The following is a 24,446-nucleotide window of genomic DNA, read 5'->3' on the forward strand; positions in this document are numbered from 1 at the left end:
CGGTGTCCCCGAACCTCTGTCCCGCCCGGCGAGTGCGCCGGGCAGCGCCCTCCGCTCCCCCCGAGGGAGGGCACGTTCTGGACGCCGCGGCCAGGCCGAAGCGCCATCATTGGTGGCGGCGCCCTCCGGAGAGGGCGCCGCGCAGTCGTCTTAGTACGGGGAGTCCTCGTAGTAGAACGCCTCGGCATTCGCCTCGGTGATCAGCGGCGAGGCGAGGTTGAAGGTCCCCTCCACCGGGCCGTTCGACATGAAGCGGGCCACGGTCAGGTCGATCGCGGTTGCGATCATCGAGGGCGGGTAGAGCACCGTCGCCGGGATCGTCGCGTCGCCCTCGGCCACGCCGCGGATCACGGCCGCCGCACCGCCGCCGCCGACGAGGAACATCTCGTCCTCGCGACCGGCCTCGCGGATCGCCTCCAGCGCGCCGAGTGCCATGTCGTCATCGGCCGCCCAGACCGCGTCGATCTCGGGGAAGCGGGTCAGGTAGTCCTGCATCACCTCGAAGGCGTCGTCGCGGGACCAGTTGGCATGCTCGGCGGCGAGCAGTTCGATGCCGGAGCCGTCGATCGCCTCCTCAAAGCCCTGCATCCGCTGGTCGTCGATCACCGTCGGAATGCCGCGCATCGCGACGACCTGCGCGCCGCTCTCAAGCCGGTCCACCATGTACTCCCCGGCGGAGCGGCCGAAGCCCACGTTGTCCCCGGCGACGTAGATGTTCTGGATCGACGGGTCGGTCAGGCCGCGGTCGACGACGGTGATGAAGGCGCCGCTCTCGGCCACCTGACGCACCGGATCGGTGAGCGGGTCGCTCTCGAAGGGCAGGATGACGAGGGCGTCGACCTGCTGGACCGCGACCATGTCTTCCAGCGCGTTCGCCTGCTCGGTGGCCGAACCCGCGGCGGCGATCACGATGTTGAGGCCCTCATGTGCGGCCTCAAGCCGGCGCTCGGCCTCCTGCGCGTGCCAGTTCAGGCCGCCCGCCCAGCCGTGGGTCGCGGCGGGAATCGAGACGCCGATCGTCACGTCCTCCGCCTGGGCGACACCGGCGCATAGTGCGGCGGCCGCGAGTGTTGAAAGCAGATGCTTCATGTCTTCCTCCCTTGGATGTCCCGTTTTCAGGACTGTTTGCGGCTCAGGCCCCGTTGCAGGAACACGGCCGCGATGATGATGACGCCCTGCACCGCCCCGTTGAGGTAGTTGGAGATCAGGTCGGTCAGGTTGAGGATGTTGCCGATCAGGGTGAGAATCAGCGCACCTGTCACGGTGCCGCCGATCCGCCCGTAGCCGCCTTTCAGGAGCGTGCCCCCGATGATGACGGCGGCGATCGCCTCCAGCTCCCACAGCACGCCGGTCGTGGCGGAGGCGGAGCCGAGGCGCGGGACGTAGACGATGGTGGCCAGCGCCACGCACGCGCCCTGGATCATGTAAGCGAAGACCTTTACCCGGTCGGTGTTGATGGCGGAGTAGCGCGCCACGTCCTCGTTCGCGCCGACGGACTGCACGTGGCGGCCGAAGGCGGTGTTGTTGAGCACGATCCAGCCTGCGAGGGCGGCCAGCGCGAACAGGATCACAGGCACCGGCAGGCCGAGGATGTCGCCGTAGTAGACCGGCCGGTAGAGCCCCCGCACATCGCTGTCGAGCGAGAGCGTGCCGCCATCGGCGAGGTAGGTGACGAGGCTGCGGTAGATGCCCATGGTGCCGAGTGTCACGATGAACGCCTCGATCCCGCCGCGCGTGATGAGCAAGCCGTTCAGCAGCCCCGCACCCGTGCCGATCAGCGCCCCGGCGGCGATGCCGGTCAGCACGATCAGCCAGACCACGTCCGTCACGCCCAGCATCCAGTTCATCAGGAGGATCATGACCCCGGCCGTGAACGCCGCCATCGAGCCCACGCTCAGGTCGATCCCGCCCGAGGAGATCACGAAGGTCGCCCCGATCGCGATGATCCCGATGAAGGCGGAGCGTGTGAGGATGTTCAGCAGGTTCGCGCTCGACAGGAAGTTCTCGTTGAGGAACGCCCCGATCACGAGCAGCAGCACGAGGGCGGCGAGCGGACCCAGCAGCTTCCAGTCGAGGGAGAAGCGCGGCCGCGCCGGTTTCGCTTGGGTGATGTCGGTCATGGTCCTGCCCCTCACGCCGCGCTGCGGGCGGCGAGGCCCGAGGCGAGACGCATGATGTCTTCTTCGTTGATGGCGTCGCCTTCGAGGCAGCCGGTGGTCCGGCCGCTCTGCATGACGGTGACGCGATGGCTCAGCCCGATGATCTCCGGCAGTTCGGAGGAGAGGACGATGACGCCCCGCCCCTGGGACGCGAGCTCCGCGATGAAGCCGTAGATCTGCGACTTCGCGCCCACGTCGATGCCGCGGGTGGGTTCGTCGATGATGATGATCTCGGGATCGGTCTCCAGCACCTTGGCGAGCAGCAGTTTCTGCTGGTTGCCGCCGGAGAGGGAGCCAGCGGTGAGCGAGGGGCTCGCTGCGCGCAGGTCCACGCGGGCGGCGGCGGCGTCGAAGGCGGCGCGCTCGGCGCCACGGTCGATCAGGGGCTTTGCGAACTTCTCCAGCGAGAAGAGCGAGAAGTTCCACACGAGGTCGTTGCCGAGGAGCAGACCCTTCCCCTTGCGGTCCTTGGTCAGATAGGCGATGCGCGCGGCCTTCGATTGCGCGACGTCGGTGAAGCGCACGTCCTGACCGCGCAGGCTGATCCGGCCGCCGGTGGCGGGATGCAGGCCGATCAGCGCCTCCATCACCGCGGTGCGGCCCGCGCCCTGGAGCCCGGCGAAGCCCAGCACCTCGCCACGCCGCAGGGTGAAGCTGGCATCGCGGACGCCAGGGGCGGCGAGGCTCTCGACCGCGAGCAGCGTCTCCGCATCGGGTCCGGGCGCCGGGATGTGCGGATAGAAGTCGGTGAGCTCGCGGCCTACCATCATCCGCGCCATGTCGTCGGGGCTCACGCCGTGGGCCGGCACAGTCTCCACCAACTCGCCGTCGCGCAGGACGGTGATGCGGTCCGCGATCTCCTCTACCTCGTCGAGCTTGTGGGAGATGAAGACGATGCCAACGCCCTCCGCCTTCAACCGGCGGATCAGGGTGAAGAGGGTGGCGGTCTCAGCCTTGGTGAGCACGGCAGTGGGCTCGTCGAGGAAGAGGATGCGCGCCTTGCGCGACATCGCCTTCGCGATCTCCACCATCTGCTTGTCGGCGACCGGCAGGTCCGCGACGCGGGCGGTTTCGGGGGCCATGCAGTGCAGTTCGTCGAGCAGGCGGCGCGCCTCGGCCCGCATCGCGGCCTTGTCGAGGAAGAGGCCCCGACGCAGCTCCCGCCCGAGGAAGATGTTCTCCTCCACCGTGCGCAGTTCGGCGAGGTTGAATTCCTGGTGAATGAGGACGATGCCCGCCTCCTCGGCCGCGCGCATGGTCGGGAAGGTGATGGGTGCGCCGTCGAAGGTGAGGGTGCCTGCGCTGGGTGCGACGAAACCCGAGAGGATCTTGACCAGCGTGGACTTGCCCGCGCCGTTCTCGCCGAGCAGGGCATGAACCTCGCCCGGGCGGACGTCGAAATCGACGCCGTGCAGCACCTCGACAGGTCCGTAGGACTTGCGCAGTCCCTGCCCCGCCAGAAGCGGTTCCCGATCCACGGGTGCGTTCATCATTCCTCCCCGGCGTGGTCGCCGACCGAGCTTTGCGCTCATGTAATCGTTTACATAAGAATGTAATCCTTTACATTCGAGTCGGGCAAGCGTTTTCTGCGAAGATGCCACCGGCGGCGATCGGGGCTGCGGATCAAGGGGTTACGGATGAACAAGCGCGCGACTATCGGGGATGTGGCCCGGCTGGCCGGGGTCTCCACCGCCACGGTGAGCCGCGCGATCCACACGCCTGACGTCGTCTCCGAATCGACGCGGGAGGCGGTGCAGAGCGCGATCAGCGAGACGGGCTTCACACTCAACATCGCGGCCCGCACCCTGCGCCAGCAGCGGGCGAACGCGGTGCTGGTGCTGGTGCCCGACATCGGCAACACCTTCTTCTCAGAGATCCTGGCGGGGATCGAGAAGGTCGCCTCGGCTCGCGGGCAGACGATCCTGATCGGCGACACCGCGGGCGACCGGACGCGGGAGGAGCGGTTTCTCAGCTATCTCGTGAACGGCCGCGCGGACGGGGCGCTGCTGCTCAACGGGCATCTGCCCGCCGGAGTACGGGGTGCGGTGGTCTCCGTCTCAGAGGCGTTGGAGCCACAGGAGGTACCCCATGTCGGGATCGACAACGCGGCCGCTTCGGCCGTCGCCGTGCGCCACCTGAAGGCGGCGGGACACCGGCGCATCGCGCATCTTTCAGGCCCACAGAACAACATCCTGACCCGCCAGCGGATCGAGGGTTTTCGCGCCGAGGCTGGGCCAGACGCGCCCGTGCTGCCCGGAGCCTTCACCATCGCGAGCGGCCGCGCCGCGGCGGATGCGGTGCTGGCGCTCGATCCGCGGCCCACCGCGGTCGCCTGCGCCAATGACGAGATGGCGATCGGCCTGATCGCGGGGCTGGCGGCGCAGGGCGTGCGCGTGCCGCAGGACATCTCTGTCATCGGTTTCGACGACATCGCCTTCGCCGAGGCGACGATCCCGGCACTCACCACAATCCGCCAGCCGCGGCTCGCGATCGGGGAGCGGGCGATGACGCGCCTGATCTCCGCCATCGAGGGGACAGCGGAAGCGGGGGCGGAGATCCTGGACGTGGAGCTGGTCGAGCGGGCGAGCGTGGCGCCGCCCGCCTGATCACTCGGCGGCCACGCGGCCGTCGGGGTCCACCAAAGCCACCAGATCGAACATGATCCGGTTCAGCTCGAAATCCTTCGGCGTGTAGACCCGCGCGACGCCCTGCGCGCGCAGCCGCTCCGCATCGGCCTCCGGAATGATGCCGCCGACGATGAGCGGGGTGTCGAGCCCCTCCTCGGCGAGGCGGCGCTGCACCTCCTCGACCAGCGGCATGTGGGAGCCGGAAAGGATGGAGAGGCCGATGACGTGTGCCTTCCCCTCGCGGGCGGCGGCGACGATCTGTTCGGGCGTTAGGCGGATGCCCTCGTAGATCACCTCCATCCCCGCATCGCGGGCGCGGCAGGCGATCTGCTCAGCGCCGTTGGAGTGGCCGTCCAGCCCCGGCTTGCCGACGAGGAAGGTGAGCGGGCGGCCCAATCGAGCGGAAGCGTCGGCCACGGCGTCGCGAATGTCGTCGAGGCCGGTCGCGGTGTTCGAGATGGCCTTGGAAACGCCGGTCGGCGCGCGGTACTCGCCGAACTCGGCGCGCATCGCCGTGCCCCATTCGCCGGTGGTCACCCCCGCCTTCGCGCAGGCGATTGAGGCGGGTATGATGTTGCGGCCCTCGCGCGCGGCGCTGCGCAGCTCGGTCAACGCCCGGCGCACGGCGAGGTCGTCGCGGCCCGCGCGCCATTCCTCGAGCCGGGCGATCTGCTCTTCCTCGACGGCGGGGTCCACGACCATGATGCCGCCCTGCTCATCGACAAGTGGCGAGGGCTCGCCCTGTTCGTACTTGTTGACGCCGACGACGGTGGTCTCGCCGCGCTCGATGCGGCCGAGACGCTCCGAATTGCTCTCCACCAGCCGGGATTTCATGTAGTCGATGGCGGCGACCGCGCCGCCCATCTCGTCGATGCGCTTCAGCTCCTCGCGGGCGCCCTCCTTCAGCGTTTCGACCTTGGCATCGACCGCCGGGTTGCCGTCGAAGAGGTCGTCATATTCCAGGAGGTCCGTCTCGAACGCCATGATCTGCTGCATGCGCAGCGACCACTGCTGGTCCCAGGGGCGGGGCAGGCCGAGCGCCTCGTTCCAGGCGGGGAGTTGCACGGCGCGGGCGCGGGCCTTTTTCGAGAGCGTCACGGCCAGCATCTCGATCAGGATGCGGTAGACGTTGTTCTCCGGTTGCTGCTCGGTGAGGCCCAGGGAGTTGACCTGCACACCATAGCGGAAGCGGCGGAGCTTCGGATCCTCGACGCCGTAACGCTCCCGGCAGATCTCGTCCCAAAGGTCCACGAACGCGCGCATCTTGCACATCTCGGTGACGAAGCGGATGCCCGCGTTCACGAAGAAGGAGATGCGGGCGACGAGGCCCGGGAAGTCCTCCGCGCTGACCCGCGGCCGCACCTCGTCCAGCACGGCCTGCGCGGTGGCGAGCGCGAAGGCGAGCTCCTGCTCCGGCGTCGCTCCGGCCTCCTGCAGGTGGTAGGAGCACACGTTCATCGGGTTCCACTTCGGCACGTTGCGGTAGCAGTACTCGGCCACGTCGCCGATCAGGCGCAGGCTGGGCGCGGGCGGGAAGACGTAGGTGCCGCGCGACAGGTACTCCTTGATGATGTCGTTCTGCACCGTGCCCTTGAGAGCGGAGATGTCCGCGCCCTGCTCCTCGGCCACGGCGATGTAGAGCGACAGCAGCCATGCGGCCGTCGCGTTGATCGTCATCGAGGTGTTCATCTGGTCGAGCGGGATCTGGTCGAACAGGGTGCGCATGTCGCCCAGATGGCTGACCGGCACGCCGACCTTGCCCACCTCGCCACGGCTCAGCACGTGGTCGCTGTCGTAACCGGTCTGCGTCGGCAGATCGAAGGCGACGGAGAGGCCCGTCTGCCCCTTCGCGAGGTTCGCGCGGTAGAGCGCGTTGGAGGCCGAAGCGGTCGAATGCCCGGCATAGGTCCGGAAAAGCCAGGGGCGATCCTTCTGAACTTCGGCCATGACGCGATTCCTCTGCTGCACTGCGAAAGGACGTAGCGCGAGACAGATTGTTTCACAAGTCCGCATCACTACGGAACATCGTGACCGCGTCATTTCCGTTGCGCCGGGGCCGCGGCAACCATGCCGGGACCTGTCGCAAAAAGTTCAAAAACGCGCATCCTCATAATAAATACGGATCGCCGGAGCCGCTCCGACAACCGCAGGGAGAAAAGACCTAAAATCCGGCTTCGAAATTAATCTCAAAATACAATTCAAAGTGACAGTTTATGTTTACGACGACTATCGTGACAGGGCGTCAGAAAAATCTGACGCCGTCCGGCGACTGCGTGAGCAGAAGGCAAAACATGATCAGCCTGTTTTCGAAGAAGCGGACGGAGCACGTCGAGCCCTGCGAAGCGGTCCATCGGGAGCCGGAATTCAGGATCGGCACGGTTGAACCGGTGGCCGACGCCGCCCGTTCTTTTGTGGGGAAAGATAGAATGCAAAATCAGGATCTCAGCGGGCTGCACGGCCTGTCCGGCTTCATCGGGGCGTGCCTCGTCGATTCCGACTCCGGCATGGTGCTGGCCAAGGATGGTGGCGGAAAGCTCGACATGGACGTCGCCGGTGCAGCCAACACCGATGTGGTGAAGGCCAAGCTGCGCGCCATCAGCAGCCTCGACCTCGACGACAATATCGAGGACATCCTCATCTCGCTCGGCAAGCAGTACCACCTGATCCGTCCGCTCTCGGACGATCCGAGCGTGTTCCTCTACCTCGCGTTGGACCGCGAGCAGTCCAACCTCGCCATGGCGCGGGTTGCGCTGCGCAAGACCGATCTCGGCATCGCGGCCTGAGCTGCCGTCGAAGATCGCAGGCGGGCCCGGTCCCCGTGGGGGGAGGCCGGGCCCGCCGTTTCGGTAAATCTGGACCTGTGCCGCCGCGCCCGTCAGGGTGAGCCGGATGCTGCAGACCGTCGAACTCCCCCTCTGGCTTGTCATATTGGGTGGCCTGGCGCTGGCCTCGCTGACGCTGAACCGCGTGCTGGTGCCCTCGGTGCGCTGGGTGCTGCGGGCGCGGGTGAACCGGGTGCTGAAGCGGGCGAATGAAAGCCTGCGCCTCTCCATCCAGCCGCTGACGCTGACCAAACGGCAGGTCCTGGTGGATCGGCTCACCTACGATCCGCAGGTCATGCAGGCCGTGCGGGAGGAGGCGGCGGAATTCGGCGAGCCGCGGGAGGTCGTGGCCGAGCGCGCCGCCCGCTATGCTCGTGAGATCGTGCCGGGCTTCTCGGCCGCCACCTACTTCCTGTTCGGCGTGCGGGCGAGCCGCTGGATCGCGCAGGGCCTCTACCGCGTGCGGCTGGGGGCCGAGGCGCTGGGCGATATCGACCCGGACGCGACGGTGGTCTTCGTGATGAACCACCGCTCCAACATGGACTACCTGCTCGTCACGTATCTCGCCAGCGAGCGCACCTCGCTGAGCTATGCCGCGGGCGAGTGGGCGCGGGTCTGGCCTCTGCAGCAGATCGCGAAGGCGATGGGCGCGTTCTTTATCCGCCGCCGCTCGGATAACCCGCTCTATCGCCGGGTGCTCGCCCGCTATGTCCAGATGGCCACGGCGGATGGTGTGACCCAGGCGGTGTTTCCGGAAGGTGGGCTCAGCCGCGACGGCAGCTTGCGGCCACCGAAGCTGGGCTTGCTGAGCTACATCCTGCAGGATTTCGACCCCGAGGGACCGCGCGACGTGATCTTCGTCCCCGTCGGTCTGAACTACGACCGGGTGCTGGAGGATCGGATCCTGACCGAGGCGGAGGTGGACGCCGATGGCCGTCCACGCTTCCGCGCGAGCGTCTGGACCGGGCTCGGCTTCGCTCTGCGCCACGTCTGGCTGCGGCTGCGCGGCAAGTGGAATCGCTTCGGCTATGCCTCGGTCAGCTTCGGCGCGCCGCTCTCCCTGCGCGACTTCGGCACCGATCAGCCGGAGGCGCTGGGCGATGCGTTGATGGAGCGGGTCGGCGCGGTGGTCCCGGTTCTGCCGGTGCCGCTGGTCGCCGACGTGATGCTGCGGGCAGCAGGCGCGCTGTCACGGGCCGAGATCACGGCGCGGGCGGGGGTGCTGCGCGATGCCTTGGTCGAGAAGGGCGCGCATTTCCACCTGCCGCGGGGCGATTTCGACTACGCGGTCGAGGTCGGGCTGCGTGGTCTCGTCCGCCGGCACATCCTGCGCTGTGAGGGCGACGATTTCGCCGTCGCGCCCGAGGGCCGGGATCTCCTCGCCTACTACTGCCGCTCCATCGCGCACCTGCCGCGCTGAGGCCGCACCGCGAAATTTACGCTGCGCCGCACAAAGATTCTGCTTGCCATGCACGCAATCTCATTCCATATGCGTAGTCAGTCTTGAATTTTTGTTGCGCAATTAAATTGCGCGGAGGATCGCATGATGGCGCTCGACGCAAATACCACCGCCGACCGGCCAATGAAGGACCTGTACGAGATGGGCGAGATCCCGCCCCTCGGTCACGTGCCGGAGAAGATGTACGCTTGGGCGATTCGGCGCGAGCGCCATGGCGAGCCAGAAAAGGCGATGCAGCTCGAGGTCGTGGACGTCCCGAAGCTCGACAGCCATGAGGTGCTGGTTTTCGTCATGGCCGCGGGCATCAACTACAATGGCGTCTGGGCCGGTCTCGGCCAGCCGATCTCGCCCTTCGACGGGCACGGTGCGCCCTACCACATTGCGGGCTCCGACGCCTCGGGCATCATCTGGGCCGTGGGTGACAAGGTGAAGCGCTGGAAGGTCGGCGACGAGGTCGTCATCCACTGCAACCAGGACGACGGCGACGACGAGCACTGCAATGGCGGCGACCCGATGATGTCGCCGACCCAGCGGATCTGGGGCTACGAGACGCCCGACGGCTCCTTCGCGCAGTTCACCAATGTGCAGGCGCAGCAGCTCATGCCGCGGCCCCAGCACCTGACCTGGGAGGAGAGCGCGTGCTACACGCTGACGCTCGCCACCGCCTACCGCATGCTGTTCGGGCACGAGCCGCATGACCTGAAGCCCGGCCAGAACGTCCTGGTCTGGGGCGCGTCCGGCGGCCTCGGCTCCTACGCGATCCAGCTCATCAACACGGCAGGTGCGAACGCGATCGGCGTGATCTCCGACGAATCGAAGCGCCAGTTCGTGATGGATCTCGGTGCCAAGGGCGTCATCAACCGTAAGGATTTCGACTGCTGGGGCCAGATGCCCACGGTCGGCACGGACGAGTACAAGACGTGGTTCGCCGAGGCGCGCAAGTTCGGCAAGGCGATCTGGGAGATCACCGGCAAGGGCAACAATGTCGACATGGTGTTCGAGCATCCGGGCGAGAGCACCTTCCCCGTCTCCGTCTTCGTCGTGAAGCGCGGCGGCATGGTGGTGATCTGTGCCGGGACCACCGGCTACAACCTCACCTTCGACGTGCGGTATCTCTGGATGCACCAGAAGCGGGTGCAGGGTTCCCACTTCGCCCATCTCAAGCAGGCGATGGCCGCCAACCAGCTCATGATCGAGCGTCGGCTGGATCCGTGCCTGTCCGAAGTCTTCGAATGGAACGAGCTGCCGACGGCGCATACCAAGATGATGCGCAACCAGCACAAGCCCGGAAACATGGCTGTGCTGGTCAATGCCTCGAAAACCGGCCTGCGCACCTTCGAAGACACGCTGGACGCGGCAAAGGGCTGAACCCCACCTCTCCCCTTGCGCGTACTGGCCTCACCCCGCCCTGCTGCCCCAGGGCGGGGTTTTCGTATCCAGCCTGTGGAAAATCCCCACGATCCTCCGGAACTCTGATGTCAGATCAGAGTTAACCGCATGTGAAGGCGGCTCTTTTTCGGCTGCCCAAGGTGCTGCGGATGACCCGCGCACCCATCGGAGGATCATTGATATGAAGACCTTTTTGACCACGACCGCATTGGCTCTGACGCTCGGCGGTGCCGCGATCGCGCAAGGTGCGGACGGCTACATCACCACCGCGTCCGAGAGCGAGCTGATGGCGAGCGATCTGCTCGGCGCGACCGTGCATGCGACCGAAGTCGAGGGTGAGATCACCTACTCGGCCGGCATGGAAAGCGAGTGGGACAATATCGGCGAGATCAACGACGTGATCATCGCGCCGAACGGTCAGGTGGCAGGTGTCGTGCTGGGCGTCGGCGGCTTCCTCGGCATGGGCGAGAAGTCCGTCGCGCTGCCGATGGACCAGCTGCGCTTCGTAGAGGGCGAGGACCGCGAAACGCCTTTCATCGTGGTGAACGCGACGGCCGAGACTCTGGAGCAGGCACCGGCCTTCACTATGGACGGTAACGAGCAGCAGGCCGACGCCAGCAGCACCGAGATGCAGGCCGAAACCACGGCCGAGGTCGACGCGAGCGCCGAGATCGAGCAGGAGACCCAGCAGGCCGCCGATGCGATCGAGCAGACCGGCGATGACATCGCGGCCGGCGCAGCCCAGCTTGCCGCGGACGCCGAGGCCACCGGCGAGGCCGCCCTGCAGGAGATCGAGCAGACGGCCGACGCAACTGGCGAAGCGATCGCGCAGGAGAGCCAGGAACTCGCCGCAGAGACCGAAGCTGCAGGTCAGGAGGTGATGGAGGAGACGCAGCAAGCTGCCGACGCCACCTCCGATGCGGTGACCGAGACGACGGCCGAGATGTCGGCTGAAGCCGATGCCGAGACGTTCGTCGCGGTCACTGCGCAGGACATCACGGTCGAGGAGCTCAACGGCGCCAGCGTCTTCACCGAGCAGGACGAGAATATCGGCGAGATTGGGGATCTAGTGATGGAGGGAGAGACGGTCTCCGAAGCGATTATCTCCTTCGGCGGTTTCCTCGGCCTCGGCCAACGGGATGTCGCGGTGCCGATGGACCAGCTCAGCCTGATGATGTCCGAAGAGGGCGGCGAGCTGCGCGTCTACGTGCAGGCGACCGAGGAAGAGCTCGAAGCCATGCCCGAATACGAGGCGCCCGCCGAGTGATCGGCTGCGCCTGACCTAACGGAAGGCCGTGTCGCCCGGCGCGGCCTTCTTCCCTCCGCGGGCCATCGGCGGCAGGCTGAGCCCAAAAAGGAGGACCGTCCGTGACCCTGCCCCATCCCGTCATGCTCTACGACACCCCGCGCGCGCCGAACCCGCGCCGCGTCCGGATCTTTCTGGCCGAGAAGGGGATCGAGTTGCCCACGACCTCCGTCGACATCATGGCGGGTCAGCAGTTCGGCGAGGAGTATCTGGCGAAGATGGGCTCCCACAATGTACCTGCGCTGGAGCTCTCCGACGGGACGATCCTGACGGAAACGGTGGCAGTCTGCCGCTACCTAGAGGCGTTGTACCCGGAGCCAAACCTGCTGGGGCGCGATCCGCTGGAGGCCGCGCGGATCGAGATGTGGTCGCGGCGTGTAGAGTTTCAGCTGATGCTCCCCATCGCGGCAGTCTCGCGGCACGGCATTCCGGCAATGAAGGTGCTGGAGGGCGAGCAGTGTCCGGAATGGGCCGAATTCAACCGCGATCGCGTGGTGAGTGGTCTGGCATGGTTGGAGCGCAGCCTTGCGGAGCGGGAGTGGCTGGCGGGCGACCGGTTCTCGCTCGCGGACATCACAGCGATCTGCACTGTCGGCTTCATGAGGCTGATCCGCGTGTCGGTCCCGACAGAGCATGCTGCAACGTTGGCTTGGATGGAGCGTTGTGAAGGGCGCGGGACCATGGTGGGCTAGGCGGCATCCGGCCGATGTGCTGGTGTCCGCAAAACGTGTTGGTCGTGCAAAGTGTTTGCAGTTTGTTCATGTCTTGACGCGACAAACGTTGCGTGGAAGCTCGAGAGACATCGGATTCTCCGCCTCGTTGTTCGCATTGCGCCGGCGCGACGATGGGATGGGGACGAAGTGCGGCAGGTCATCGCCGCCGGCGCTGCCGTGACTGCAATCGAACCCACGTCGAACGGCCGCCTGTTCTGAAGCGGATGCATCGGTCCGACGTGCTGCAATGGCTTCTTAGGGACATGCTGTCTCGTTCTCCGAGTTCCGTCCGTGCTTTCGCGGCCCGATACGGTCTCCATCGAACGTCCGTGTGGCGGTGGCGTTTGCACTTGCTGAGGCACAGCATGCCGCGGCACCTCGAACAGTCGGCGCTGGACGGGCTCGTCATACGCGAAAGCCGGAAAGGTTCGCGTGAATGGGTTCGGCACGAACGGGATCCCGGACGATGGCCGTGTCCACCGCGATCCAGATGGGCGGACAGGCCGAAGCTCTACATGGAGAGCGACTGGCTCGTTTGGATCATGACGGATCGCGATGGTGGATCGATCCGTCTTGCTGCGGGTCGATCGGCTCAGCGTTCGTTGACGCGGCCGAATGCGACGCGCTTCAGATCTCTGATCTGCGGGGCATCTGACACGCTGCGGACGTTTCTCGCTCCGTTCTGTGGTCCCGCGACGCGATACCTGCATCTCTACGCAGCTTGGCATGCACTCCGTGACGGCAAGCGCACGCTGCCCACCTCCGTCCACCAACACGATTTGTGGACACCATCGAACCGGGACCGCCAGCGGCCAAACACAAACCCCCGAGTTGAGGTCCCGACCCCGGCGGAGATAGTCTCCACCCAGCATGAACGCCGAGAATCGCCATACATCCCCTGACACCGCGGAGCTGCTCGCCGCCCTCGCCTGGCAGTTCGATCTCGGCATCGACGAACCCATTGCGGACGCTCCGATCGATCGCTACGCCCTTGCTGCGGCGCCCGCGCCCACTCCGAGCCTGACCCCGGCCGCTCCGAAGCCCCAGCCCAAGCCGGCCGACACCGCCTCCCACGTCGTCGAAGCGCAGCGCCTCGCCGCGACAGCTACCGACCTCAAGAGCCTCGCCATCGCGATGGAGCAGTTCGACGGCTGCGAGCTCAAGCTCGGCGCCCGCAACTTCGTCTTCGCGGACGGCGACCCGGGGGCCCATCTCATGATCGTGGGCGAGGCGCCGGGCCGGGATGAGGACCGGCTGGGTCGCCCCTTCGTCGGCCGCGCCGGTCAGCTCCTCGACCGCATGCTGGCGGCGATCGGCCATGACCGGACCTCCGAACCCCCGGAGCAGGGCGTCTACATCACCAACGTCTTGCCCTGGCGCCCACCCCAGAACCGCGATCCAACGGTGGAGGAGATGGCGATGATGAAGGCGTTCCTGCGCCGGCATATCGAGCTCGCCGCGCCCGAGGTCCTGCTCCTCATGGGCAACTCCGCGATGAAGACGCTCTTCGAGGTCGAGCGCGGCATCACCGCCATGCGCGGCCAGTGGCGGGAGGTTGCGGGCATCCCGGCCATCGCGACCTTCCACCCCGCCGCCCTGTTGCGCCGGGGCGAGCAGAAGCGGGCCGCCTGGCAGGATCTGCTTGACGTGAAAGCCCGGCTCGCCGGTAAGGAAGGTTCATGACGACACGCGAATTCATCCCTGTCCGCATTGCGGTGCTGACCGTGAGCGACACGCGCACGCCGGAGGATGACCGCTCCGGCGATGTCCTCGCCAAGCGATTGACGGAGGCGGGCCATCATCTGGCCGCCCGCGACATCGTGAAGGACAACCGCGCCGCCATTTCGGACAAGCTGCGAAGCTGGGCGGGCGATCCCGAAATAGACGTCGTGATCTCCACCGGTGGCACCGGCCTCACCGGGCGGGACGTGACGGTCGAGGCGCATCGCGATGTCTACGAGAAGGAGATCGACGCCTTCTCCACGCTATTCACCCAGGTCTCCATCGGCAAGATCGGGACTTCCGCCGTGCAATCCCGCGCCTGCGGTGGCGTCGCCCAGGGCACCTACATGTTTGCCCTGCCGGGCTCCCCCGGCGCCTGCAAGGACGGCTGGGACGAGATCCTCGCCCACCAGCTCGACTACCGCCACATGCCCTGCAACTTCGTCGAGATCATGCCGCGGTTGGAGGAGCACAAGCGGCGCAAGTGATTTTTATCGCTGGAAAGTGACGGAAGCTGTGCGCTTGCGCGTATATTCTCTGTCACGGCCCGCGCGTGGGGCTCGGGGGAGTTGAGAGATGCGGTTTCTGCTGCGCGGCCTGCTCGGCCTGTTTCTGGTGTTCGCTACGGTCGGCCTGATCGCGATCGGAGCCATCACCCTGCGGGACGCCCGGCAGGCGGAGGACGAGGGGCCGCGCTTCGGCCGCGGCGGGGGCGAGCGCTCCTACTCCGTCGCGCTCGGGGTGGTCGAGAACGGCCGCGCGGAGCCTGTCATCCAGTCCTATGGCGAGGTCGAGGGCGCCCGGATCCTCGAGCTGCGCGCGCCGGCCACCGGCACCATCACCGAGCTTGCCGAACAGTTCACCAACGGCAGCGCCGTGGAGGAGGGCGAGCTCCTCTACCAGATCGACCCGGCCGAGGCGCGAACGGCCCGTGACCGCGCCGAAACCGAGCTGCGAGAGGCGCAGGCCACGCTGACCGAGGCACGCGCTGCGCTCGAGCTCGCTGAGGATGAACTGGTTGCGGCCGAGCTGCAACGCGACCTGCGCCGCGCCGCACTCGCCCGCCAGCGCAACCTCGAAGGGCGCGGCGTCGGCACCGCTGCTACGACCGAGGAGGCGGAGCTCTCTCTCAGCCAGTCCGAGCAGACCGTCGTCTCCCGCCGCCAGGCGGTGCTCGTGCAGGAAAGCGCGATTGCGCGCGCCGAGATCTCCGTCGCCCGCTCCGAGATCGCGCTGGCCGATGCCGAGCGCACGCTGTCGGACACCCGCGTCACCGCACCCTTTCCGGGCCTGCTGGATGAGGTCACGGCCGTGCTTGGCCGGCGCGTCAGCCAGAACGAGCAGGTCGGCGAGCTGATCGACCCGGCAGCACTCGACGTCGCCTTTCAGGTCACGAACGCCCAGTTTGCCCGGCTGCTCGACGATGCGGGCCGGCTGGCGGAGCTTGCCGTCATCGTCTCCCTCGATCTCGATGGTGTGCCGTTCGAGGTGCCGGGCCTGATCGAACGGGCGGGCGCGCAGGTGGCCGAGGGGCAGACCGGGCGGCTGATCTACGCCCGCATCGTCGATCAGGGCACCGCGGTCCTGCGCCCCGGCGATTTCGTCAGTGTCCGCATTGCTGAGCCGCCGCTCGAGAACGTCGCCGTGCTGCCTGCCAGCGCGCTCACCTCCCGCTCCGAACTGTTGATCGCGGATGAGGACAACCGGCTGAGCGTCGTACCCGTCCGCTTGCTGCGGCGCCAGGGCGACGACGTGATCGTCGCGGATGCGCCCGAGGGTGCGCGCTACGTCCGCGAGGTCCGCCCTCAACTCGGCCCCGGCATCCGCATCGAGCCGGTCGAGCGGCCGGAGGTCGCCGACGCCGTGCAGGTCAGCGCGACCGTGCCCGAGATGATCGCCCTCGCCCCCGATCGTCGCGCCCGCCTGCGCGCCTTCGTCGAGGGCGACTCCAGCATGCCGCCCGATGCGCGCAGCCGGATGCTCGGCGCGTTGGAGGAGGACGAGGTGCCGCGGCAGGTCGTCGAACGCCTCGAACGCCGGATGGGGGGCTGAGGCGATGCTGGCCTATTTCGTCCGCCACCGGACCGCCGCCAACCTGATCCTCGTGGTCATGGTTGCGTTGGGCCTCGCCTCCATGACGCAGATCCGGGCGCAGTTCTTCCCGGACGTGGTGGTGGACAACGTCACCGTCTCCGTCACGTGGGAGGGCGCGGGGCCGGAGGATGTGGACAACGCCATCGTCGCGCCGTTGGAACCCGCGCTCCTCGCCGTCGACGGCGTGATCGAGAGCGAGGCGACGGCGACCGAAGGCTCCGCCCGCATCCAGCTCGAATTCGAACCCAACTGGGACATGACCCGCGCCGTCGCCGACGTGGAAACCGCGGTGAACGGCGTGACGACCCTGCCGGAGGAGGCCGAGGAGCCGGAGGTGCGGCAGGGCGCCTGGCGCGATCTGGTAACGGATGTCGCCATCACCGGCCCCGTCGGGATCGAGCAGCTCGCCCGCTACGGCGACGAGTTCGTCGCCCGCCTCTTCCGCGAGGGCGTGACCCGCACCACCGTCTCCGGCATCGAGGCGCCCGAGATCTCCGTCACCGTTCCGGAGGCGAGCCTGATCCGCAATGACATCACCCTGTCGGAGATCGCGCAGGCCATCACCGAGAGTGCCGAAACCGACCCGGCGGGCGAGCTCGCCAGTGGTGCCGCCCGGGTGCGCACCGGTGTCGAGCGGCGCACGGCGGAGGAGATCGGCGCCATCGCCATCCGCACCGAGGCCGACGGCACCACGCTGCGCGTCAGCGATGTTGCCGCGGTGGTCGAGGAGGGGCCGAACCGCGAGCGCGCCTATTTCGTCGGCGACGACCCCGCCGTGTCGATCCGCGTTGACCGCTCCTCGGACGGTGATGCGATCGAGATGCAGGCCATCGTCGAACGCGTGATCGCCGAGATGGAGCCCGCCCTTCCCGAGGGCGTACGCATCGAGATGATGAACACCCGCTCCGACGCGATCAGCGGGCGCCTCGACATCCTGCTCGACAACGGCATCGTCGGCCTCGCCTTCGTGGTCGGGTTGCTCTTCTTGTTCCTTTCCGCCCGCACCGCATTCTGGGTCGCGGCTGGGATCCCGGTGGCGATGCTGGCGGCCATTGCGCTGATGTACGCCTTCGGCATCACGCTCAACATGATCTCGCTCTTCGCGCTCATCATCTGCCTCGGCATCGTGGTGGACGACGCGATCGTGGTGGGCGAGCACGCCGATTTCCGGCGCCGCGTCCTGCGCGAAAGCCCCACGGACGCAGCAACCAACGCCGCCCGGCGCATGAGCCTGCCGGTTCTCTCATCGACCATCACCACGATCATCGCCTTCTCCGCCCTCGTGGTGATCGGCGGGCGGTTCGGGGAGCTGATCGCCGACATCCCCTTCACCGTCTCTGTCGTGCTGGCGGCGAGCCTTATCGAATGCTTCCTGATCCTGCCCGCCCACATGCGCCACGCGCTGGAGGCGCAGGGCGACAAGGTCGCGTGGTACGACCTGCCGTCCCACTGGTTCAACAAGGGCTTCCGCATCGTCCGTGACCGCGTCTTCATCCCCTTCGTGAAACTGGTGCACCTGCTGCGCTATCCGGTGCTGGGCGGCACGATCGCGTTGCTTCTCTTCATGGTCTCGATGTTCTTCAGCGGTGACGTCGTCTGGCGCTTCTTCAACGCGCCCGAGCGGTCGGAGCTCACGGGCAACGTCACCATGGTCTCCGGCACCACGCGGGAGGAGACGATGGAGATGGTGCGCGAGCTCCAGCGCGCGGTGGACGCCGTCGGCCTGCGCTATGAGGAGGAGTACGGCACCAACCCCATCGTCTTCGCGCTCGCGCAGATCGGCGGGAGTGCTGGGCGCGGCATCTCCGGCTCCGACCGCAAGACGCCCGACCAGCTTGGCGCCATCGCCATCGAGATCATCGACGCGGACCTGCGGCCCTATTCCTCACGCGAGCTGCAGCAGTCGATCGAGGAGGAGATCCGCCGCCTGCCCAAGCTCGAAACCCTGAGCTTCCGCCGCTGGGGTTCCGGGCCCGGGGGCGACTCGCTCGCCGTGCAGTTCTTCAACGCCGATGCGCAGACCCTGAAGGACGCCTCGAACGCGCTGCAGGCGGAGCTGGTGGGCGAGCCCGTGATCTCCGGTGTCGAGGATGACCTGCCCTACGACAAGACGGAGTACATCCTCGACCTAACGCCCCGTGGTGCTGCTCTGGGCTTCACCATCGAGGCCGTGGGGCGGGAGCTCAGCCGCCGCCTCGGTGGGATCGAGGCGGTGACCTTCCCCGCCGGCACCCGCTCCGGCACCGTCGACGTGGCCCTGCCCGACAGCGACCTGACCGCTGATTTCATCGAACGGATGCGTCTGCGCACCCCGGCCGGAAGCTGGGTTCCGCTCAGCGAGATCGTGACCGTGGAAACCCGCCTCGGCTTCTCCACCGTGCTGCGGGAGAACGGGCTGAGGATCATCACCGTGACCGGCCAGGTGTCCGAGGACGACCCGGCCGCGGCTGCCGAGTTCTCGCAGCGGCTCGCCGACGAGATCGTGCCCGCCATCGCCGACCGCTTCGGGGTCGAGTACCGCCAGAGCGGCCTCGCCGAGCAGGAGCGCGAGTTCCTGAGCGAAGCGCTGATCGGCTTCGGCCTGTGCCTCTTGGGGATCTACCTCACGCTCTGCTGGATCTTCTCGAGCTGGGTACGGCCCTTCGTCGTGATGGCGATCATCCCCTTCGGCCTGATCGGCACGATCTGGGGGCACTACCTCTGGGACGTGCCGCTGAGCATGTTCACCGTCGTTGGCCTCATCGGCATGACGGGGATCATCATCAACGATTCCATCGTGCTAATCACCACGATCGACGAATACGCCAAGGACCGCGCGATCATCCCGGCCATGGTCGATGCGGTCGCTGATCGCCTCCGGCCGGTGCTGCTGACGACCCTCACCACGGTGCTGGGCCTCGCCCCGCTGCTCTACGAGACCTCGATCCAGGCGGAGTTCCTGAAGCCCACCGTGATCACGCTCTGCTACGGCCTCGGCTTCGGGATGATCCTCGTGCTGGTCGTCGTGCCTGCCATCGTCGGCATCCAGACCGATGTCGGGCGGCTGTTGCGCAGCGCCCGGCGCGGTGTGCGCGGCCCGCTGAAGATGGCGGCGGGGCTGACGGCAGTGTCCACGGCGCTCGCGGTTGCCCATATGGTCCGGCCCGGCCTGCTGCCGGTCGTGCCGGAGGGCGCGGTCGGCGCCATCGCCATCTTCCTGATCGGCTACACTCTTGCCGCAGGCCTCGCGATCCTGCGCGCACGGCCCGCGCTGCGGACCTGATCCTCTCTCTTCGCGAAATATCCACGCCGGAGGCAGGCCGGCGATCTCAGCAGCCGCTGATCTCGATGCTGCGCACGCCCGGTTCGATCAGGGTGATGCGGATGTCGTCGCGCACCAGCGCCAGCGGCCCGTCACCGAACCAGTCCATCCGCGCCTGCGCCGTCAGCGTATCGCCCCGAGGGGCGGCCTGCGGCGTGCCGATCCACAGATCGGGCTCCGGCACCTCGAAGACGGCCACGAGGTTGCCGGGCGCAGCCTCGGAAAATCCGATGCTCGCCTCGATCGAATAGGCGTACTCGCCTTGCGGCGCGACGTTGCAGCTCGTCCCCGTGACGCCCGCCGATTCCGGCCCGATCGCCCGCGCATCGAGCGCGGCGCTCAGCACCGACACGTTGACCGGCTCACCGCGGGTGAGCGTGTTCGCAGCCTCCGCCTGCGCCGGGATGCAGATGTCGGAGCACACGCCATAGGACATGGCGAGCGTCGCGCGCACCGGCTCGGTCGCGTCCACCGGCGTCAGCATCATCGGGAACACCACCCGGTCGCTGTAGCCGAGCGTGCGCATCCCGTAGGTGTCGAAGATGTCGGGCGTCGGCCACACCGCCTCGACGGAAGCCACGTTGTCCGAGGCCGACCAGTCGAAGATCGGCGGAATGCCGCCCTCGCCAGGCTGTCGCCAGTACGTCTTCCACCCCGGGCCCAGCGTGATCTCGACCCCTGCGAGGTAGCGGCCGTCCGCCATCTGCCAGCCCGGCAGGATCGCGACGCGGCTATGATCCTGAGCCGCGGCGGGCAGGGTCGCCGATAGGGCGAGAGCGAGGCAGGCGAGGCGCTTCACGGTTGAGAACTCCGGGCGTTCGGACACATTTCGATCCCAAAAACATACTGGCCTGCCGCGGGATGGAAAATCACATCGGCGAGATGTCGCCGCGCTTGATTCCCCGGCGCGTCAAGACAGCTAGTCGTTCATGTTCGAAACCGATCCCAGTTCACCCTTTCTGGATGGCGCGCTTCTGATCGCGTCGCCTGCCATCGGCGATCCGCGCTTCGAGGGGTCGGTGATCTTCCTGTGTACCCATTCCGATCAGGGTGCGATGGGCCTGGTCCTCAACCGGACCGCTCAGGGCATCGAGTTCCCGGATCTCGCCGAGCAGCTCAAGCTGCCGCGCATCGTCCGCAACCCCGAGGTACCGGTGCTGATCGGCGGCCCGGTGGAGCCGAGCCGCGGCTTCGTGCTCCACAGCTCCGACTACGCGCTCGACCGGGCGACGCTGCGGGTCAACGACGACTTCGCGATGACCGGGAACGTGGACGTGCTGCGCGACCTCGCCCGCGGCCGCGGCCCGCGCCGCGCGATGCTCGCCCTCGGGCATTCGAGCTGGGGGCCGGGGCAGTTGGAGCAGGAGCTCAAGGACTGCGCCTGGCTGACGACGGAGGCCTCGCGCGAAATCGTCTTTGCCACCCAGCCGGAGCTGATGTGGTCCGCCTGCCTCTCCCGCCTCGGCATCGAGCCGGGCATGCTGCACGCCGCCGCCGGGCGCGCCTGAGGTCACTCCGAACTCAGCCGATCCTCGCGCAGTGCGGCGTAGATCACGTGGTTCCGCCAGCGGCCCGCGATGTTCAGATAGCTCTGCGCGATGCCCTCGTAGTGAAAACCGCATTGCTCCAGAAGCCCGCGGGAGGCGGCATTCTCTGGCAGGCAGGCGGCCTGCACGCGGCTGAGGTCGAGCTCCTTGAAGGCATGCTCGACCGTCCGTGTCAGCGCCTCGCGCATGTAGCCCTTGCGCGCGTGGTTCGCCCCGATCCAGTAGCCCACCGTGCAGTACTGCGCCGGGCCGCGCTGGATGTTGTCGAGCGTGATGGCGCCGAGGAGCTTGTCATCCTCGCGCCGGAACAGGAACAGCGGCACCGCACGGTCGCCGCGGATCGCTTGCCTTGACCAGTGCACGCGACCGCGGAAGGATGAGCGGCTGAGGTGGTCCGGCGCGCGCACCGGCTCCCACGGCGAGAGGAAATCCCATCCCTCGCGCCGCAGCCGCGCCCACTGCACGTGGTCGTCGAGGATCGGGGGCCGCAGATAGAGCCGGTCCGTCATCAGCACCGGTGTGGGTCGACGGATCAGGCGCATGGCGCTCAGGCGGCGAGCCGCGTGGTCAGCGCCTGAAGCGGCGGCGTGCTCTCAACCGGACCGTAGACCGCCATCGCGACGCGGCCGGATGTGGCGAGCCGCCCGGCGTGATCCATGACGCTGCGCGGGGTGACCGCCTCGATCCGCGCGATGGTCTCGTCGAGATCGGGCACGCGGTCCCAGATGGCGAGCAAACGCGCCAGCCGCTCGGCCCGGCTCGACGGGCTTTCGAGGCCCATGAGCAGCCCCGCCTTCATCTGCGCCTTGGCCCGCGCGATCTCCGCCGGGCTCATATCGTCGGCGGCGCGGCGCAGCTCGTCCACGGTCAGCTCGGCAAGGCCCGCCACATCGTCACCGCTCGTCCCGGCATAGATCGTCAGCATCCCAGTATCGGCATAGGAGCCGGGCTGCGCGAAGATCGTGTAGCACAGGCCCCGCTTCTCCCGGGCCTCCTGGAACAGGCGGGAGGACATGCCGCCGCCCATCGCCGTAGCGAAGACCTGGCTGTCGTAGATGTCGTCGGCCCGGTAGCCGGAGCTTTCGAGTGCGAAGGTGAAGTGCGCTTGCTCCAGATCCTTCACCTGCCGAAGCTCGCCGCCGGTAAAGGTGGCGGGTGCCTGCGCAGGCCGCGGGCGGCGGGTGAGGTGGCCGAACGTCGCCTCGGCCAGCTTCACGATCCGGTCATGGTCCACTCCGCCGGCGGCCGACACGATCAGGTTCTCCGGCCCGTACTGATCGGCGACGAAGCGCTGGAAGTCCGCGCGGGTGAAGCTCTGCACCCGCTCCGCCGGACCCAGGATCGTGCGGCCGAAGGGCTGTCCGGGATAGGCCGTCTCCTGCAGCCAGTCGAAGATGATGTCGTCGGGTGTGTCGAGCGCCTGCCCGATCTCCTGCAGGATCACGCCGCGCTCCACCTCGATCTCCTTCGGATCGAAGGTCGAGTTCAGCACGATGTCGGAGATCACGTCGAAGGCGAGGTCCACGTCCTCCGCCAGCACCCGCGCGTAGTAGGCCGTCATCTCGCGGGAGGTGTATGCGTTGATGTAGCCGCCCACATCCTCGATGGCCTCCGCAATCTCCAGCGCGTTGCGCCGCGCCGTGCCCTTGAACGCCATGTGCTCCAGGAAATGCGCGATCCCGTTCTGCTCCGCCGCCTCGTGTCGCCCGCCGGCCGTCACCCAGACGCCGAGCGAGGCGCTCTTCAGGCCGGGCATGTTCTCGGTCACGATGCGGACGCCGTTGGGAAGGCGGTGGATCTGGACGGTCATGGGGACTCGGTACTGCTTGAGCGAAGCCCCTTCAATAAACACTCAGCGGTTTTGTTCAATATGCCGCTCCAGCGCGGCGAGCTCTCCGGGCAGCCGCGTCACCCGCTCGGACCGGTCGTAGAGGTCGGCCATGCGCGGCGGCAGGGCGGGGCGATGGCCGGTCGCGGCCTCGACCGCATCGGGGAATTTCGCGGCATGGGCGGTGGCGAGCGTGACCATGGGGTTGGTCCCCAGATGCTCCCGCGCGACGCGGGTGCCGATGGCGGTGTGGGGGCAGAGGATATGGCCCGTCAGCTTCGCCATGGTGGTGATCTCAGCCAACGTTTCGTCCTCGCCCACACGGCCCGAGGCGAACTCCTCGCGCAGCCGGTCGAGCGCGCCTTGGGAAAGGTCGAAGCGCCCGTTCTCCTTCAGCTCGGTCATGAGCTGCGCCACGGCATCCCCCTCCCGGTCGTAGAGGTCGAAGAGCAGGCGCTCGAAGTTGGAGCTGACCTGGATGTCCATGGACGGGCTGATCGAGGGCGTCACGCCATGCTTCTCATGCGCGCCCGATTCCAGCGTGCGGTGCAGGATGTCGTTCTGGTTGGTGGCGATGATCAGCTTACCGATGGGCAGGCCCATGCGCTTGGCCACGTAGCCCGCGAAGATGTCGCCGAAGTTCCCCGTCGGCACGGTGAAATCGACGGTCCGCGCAGGCGCGCCGAGCGCGGTTGCAGCGGTGAAGTAGTATACCGCCTGCGCCAGCACCCGCGCCCAGTTGATCGAGTTCACCCCGGCCAGTCCCACCCGGTCGCGGAAGGTGAGGTCGTTGAACATGTCCTTCACGAGCTGCTGGCAGGTGTCGAAATCGCCGTCGATGGCAAGCGCGTGGACATTTGCCTCGGAGGGCGTCGTCATCTGCCTGCGCTGCACCTCGCTGACCCGGCCGTGGGGGTAGAGGATGAAGACGTCGACCGCGTCGAGCCCCCGGAACGCCTCGATCGCCGCGGAGCCGGTGTCGCCGGAGGTCGCGCCCACGATGGTCACCCGCTCGCCGCGCCGCTTCAGCGCCAGCTCGAACATCTGGCCGATGAGCTGCATCGCCACGTCCTTGAAGGCAAGCGTCGGCCCGTGGTGCAGCTCCATCAGCCAGTCGTTGGCGCCGGTCTGGACCAGCGGCACGCGCGCGATATGGCTGAAGCCCTGATAGGCGCGCGCGATGATCCCGCGGAACTCCTCATCGGTGAACGCATCGCCGATGAAGGGTTTCATGACGCGGAAGGCGACCTCCTCGTAGGACTGCCCGGCCATGTCGGCGATTTCCGCCTCGCTCAGCGTCGGCCAGCTCTCCGGCACATAGAGGCCGCCGTCGCGGGCGAGCCCGGTCAGCATCGCCTCTTCGAAGCTCAGAACCGGGGCCTCCCCCCGCGTGGAAATGTAGCGCATCGGTCCCTCCCGGCTGGCGGCGCCCTGAATAGCCGGGGCCGGGCGGGCGTGAAAGTCGGAAAGCGTCACGGA

General features: G+C 67.5%; 19 protein-coding genes. 11 read left to right on the forward strand and 8 right to left on the reverse strand.

Annotated features, from left to right (window positions below; translation table 11 throughout):
• Window positions 1-150: 150 nt before the first annotated feature.
• Genes I0K15_RS10685 through I0K15_RS10695 form a run of 3 tightly spaced genes read right to left on the reverse strand, consistent with a single transcriptional unit; the run spans window position 151 to window position 3,649 of the window.
• Window positions 151-1,089, reverse strand: a complete 939-nt coding sequence (locus I0K15_RS10685; RefSeq protein ID WP_196101510.1) for a substrate-binding domain-containing protein — start codon at window positions 1,087-1,089, stop codon at window positions 151-153.
• Window positions 1,090-1,115: 26 nt separating this feature from the next.
• On the reverse strand, window positions 1,116-2,120 hold the full coding sequence (locus I0K15_RS10690) for an ABC transporter permease (protein ID WP_196101511.1): 1,005 nt from the start codon (window positions 2,118-2,120) through the stop codon (window positions 1,116-1,118).
• A gap of 11 nt (window positions 2,121-2,131) precedes the next feature.
• Window positions 2,132-3,649, reverse strand: a complete 1,518-nt coding sequence (locus tag I0K15_RS10695; RefSeq protein WP_196101512.1) for a sugar ABC transporter ATP-binding protein — start codon at window positions 3,647-3,649, stop codon at window positions 2,132-2,134.
• A gap of 147 nt (window positions 3,650-3,796) precedes the next feature.
• On the opposite strand from I0K15_RS10695, the gene I0K15_RS10700 reads away from it, so the two are divergent.
• Window positions 3,797-4,765 carry a LacI family DNA-binding transcriptional regulator gene (locus I0K15_RS10700; RefSeq protein WP_196101513.1) on the forward strand — a complete coding sequence of 323 codons (969 nt, stop codon included), beginning with the start codon at window positions 3,797-3,799 and terminating at the stop codon, window positions 4,763-4,765.
• Here the strand turns inward: I0K15_RS10700 and I0K15_RS10705 are convergent, their stop codons facing one another.
• Complete coding sequence (locus I0K15_RS10705; protein WP_196101514.1) at window positions 4,766-6,733, reverse strand: protein meaA; 1,968 nt, start codon at window positions 6,731-6,733, stop codon at window positions 4,766-4,768.
• Window positions 6,734-7,077: 344 nt separating this feature from the next.
• Between I0K15_RS10705 and I0K15_RS10710 the strand changes: the two genes are divergently transcribed.
• From I0K15_RS10710 to I0K15_RS10750, 9 genes are all read left to right on the forward strand, one after another.
• Window positions 7,078-7,569 carry a roadblock/LC7 domain-containing protein gene (locus I0K15_RS10710; RefSeq protein ID WP_230374087.1) on the forward strand — a complete coding sequence of 164 codons (492 nt, stop codon included), beginning with the start codon at window positions 7,078-7,080 and terminating at the stop codon, window positions 7,567-7,569.
• A gap of 106 nt (window positions 7,570-7,675) precedes the next feature.
• Window positions 7,676-9,028, forward strand: coding sequence for a 1-acyl-sn-glycerol-3-phosphate acyltransferase (locus I0K15_RS10715; RefSeq protein ID WP_196101515.1), 1,353 nt, complete (start codon window positions 7,676-7,678; stop codon window positions 9,026-9,028).
• A gap of 126 nt (window positions 9,029-9,154) precedes the next feature.
• On the forward strand, window positions 9,155-10,435 hold the full coding sequence (gene ccrA / locus I0K15_RS10720; protein ID WP_196105450.1) for a crotonyl-CoA carboxylase/reductase: 1,281 nt from the start codon (window positions 9,155-9,157) through the stop codon (window positions 10,433-10,435).
• Window positions 10,436-10,637: 202 nt separating this feature from the next.
• Window positions 10,638-11,723 carry a PRC-barrel domain-containing protein gene (locus tag I0K15_RS10725; protein ID WP_196101516.1) on the forward strand — a complete coding sequence of 362 codons (1,086 nt, stop codon included), beginning with the start codon at window positions 10,638-10,640 and terminating at the stop codon, window positions 11,721-11,723.
• Window positions 11,724-11,824: 101 nt separating this feature from the next.
• Window positions 11,825-12,454: a glutathione S-transferase family protein gene (locus tag I0K15_RS10730; protein ID WP_230374088.1), complete on the forward strand. Its 630-nt coding sequence runs from the start codon at window positions 11,825-11,827 to the stop codon at window positions 12,452-12,454.
• 891 nt (window positions 12,455-13,345) lie between these two features.
• Window positions 13,346-14,158 carry a uracil-DNA glycosylase gene (locus tag I0K15_RS10735; protein WP_196101517.1) on the forward strand — a complete coding sequence of 271 codons (813 nt, stop codon included), beginning with the start codon at window positions 13,346-13,348 and terminating at the stop codon, window positions 14,156-14,158.
• Complete coding sequence (gene moaB, locus I0K15_RS10740) at window positions 14,155-14,685, forward strand: molybdenum cofactor biosynthesis protein B (RefSeq protein ID WP_196101518.1); 531 nt, start codon at window positions 14,155-14,157, stop codon at window positions 14,683-14,685. The genes I0K15_RS10735 and moaB overlap by 4 nt, the downstream gene beginning before the upstream one ends.
• An 88-nt stretch (window positions 14,686-14,773) precedes the next feature.
• Window positions 14,774-16,249, forward strand: a complete 1,476-nt coding sequence (locus tag I0K15_RS10745) for an efflux RND transporter periplasmic adaptor subunit (RefSeq protein WP_196101519.1) — start codon at window positions 14,774-14,776, stop codon at window positions 16,247-16,249.
• 4 nt (window positions 16,250-16,253) lie between these two features.
• A complete protein-coding gene (locus I0K15_RS10750) occupies window positions 16,254-19,553 on the forward strand; it encodes an efflux RND transporter permease subunit (RefSeq protein ID WP_196101520.1) in 3,300 nt (1,099 codons plus the stop codon).
• Window positions 19,554-19,599: 46 nt separating this feature from the next.
• Here I0K15_RS10750 and I0K15_RS10755 read toward each other — a convergent pair whose 3' ends face one another.
• On the reverse strand, window positions 19,600-20,418 hold the full coding sequence (locus I0K15_RS10755) for a protein-disulfide reductase DsbD domain-containing protein (protein ID WP_196101521.1): 819 nt from the start codon (window positions 20,416-20,418) through the stop codon (window positions 19,600-19,602).
• Window positions 20,419-20,521: 103 nt separating this feature from the next.
• Here I0K15_RS10755 and I0K15_RS10760 point away from each other — a divergent pair, with 103 nt between their 5' ends.
• Window positions 20,522-21,100: a YqgE/AlgH family protein gene (locus I0K15_RS10760; protein ID WP_196101522.1), complete on the forward strand. Its 579-nt coding sequence runs from the start codon at window positions 20,522-20,524 to the stop codon at window positions 21,098-21,100.
• 2 nt (window positions 21,101-21,102) lie between these two features.
• Here the strand turns inward: I0K15_RS10760 and I0K15_RS10765 are convergent, their stop codons facing one another.
• Genes I0K15_RS10765 through thrC form a run of 3 tightly spaced genes read right to left on the reverse strand, consistent with a single transcriptional unit; the run spans window position 21,103 to window position 24,374 of the window.
• The gene (locus I0K15_RS10765) at window positions 21,103-21,681 is read right to left on the reverse strand and encodes a GNAT family N-acetyltransferase (RefSeq protein ID WP_196101523.1); all 579 of its coding nucleotides are present in this window, start codon (window positions 21,679-21,681) and stop codon (window positions 21,103-21,105) included.
• Between the two features lie 5 nt (window positions 21,682-21,686).
• Complete coding sequence (locus I0K15_RS10770) at window positions 21,687-22,949, reverse strand: M16 family metallopeptidase (RefSeq protein WP_196101524.1); 1,263 nt, start codon at window positions 22,947-22,949, stop codon at window positions 21,687-21,689.
• A 42-nt stretch (window positions 22,950-22,991) separates the two neighbouring features.
• A complete protein-coding gene (gene thrC / locus I0K15_RS10775; protein WP_196101525.1) occupies window positions 22,992-24,374 on the reverse strand; it encodes a threonine synthase in 1,383 nt (460 codons plus the stop codon).
• Between the last annotated feature and the right edge of the window lie 72 nt (window positions 24,375-24,446).

Origin of the sequence: Pontivivens ytuae (genome assembly GCF_015679265.1) — a bacterium.
Taxonomy (GTDB): domain Bacteria; phylum Pseudomonadota; class Alphaproteobacteria; order Rhodobacterales; family Rhodobacteraceae; genus Pontivivens; species Pontivivens ytuae.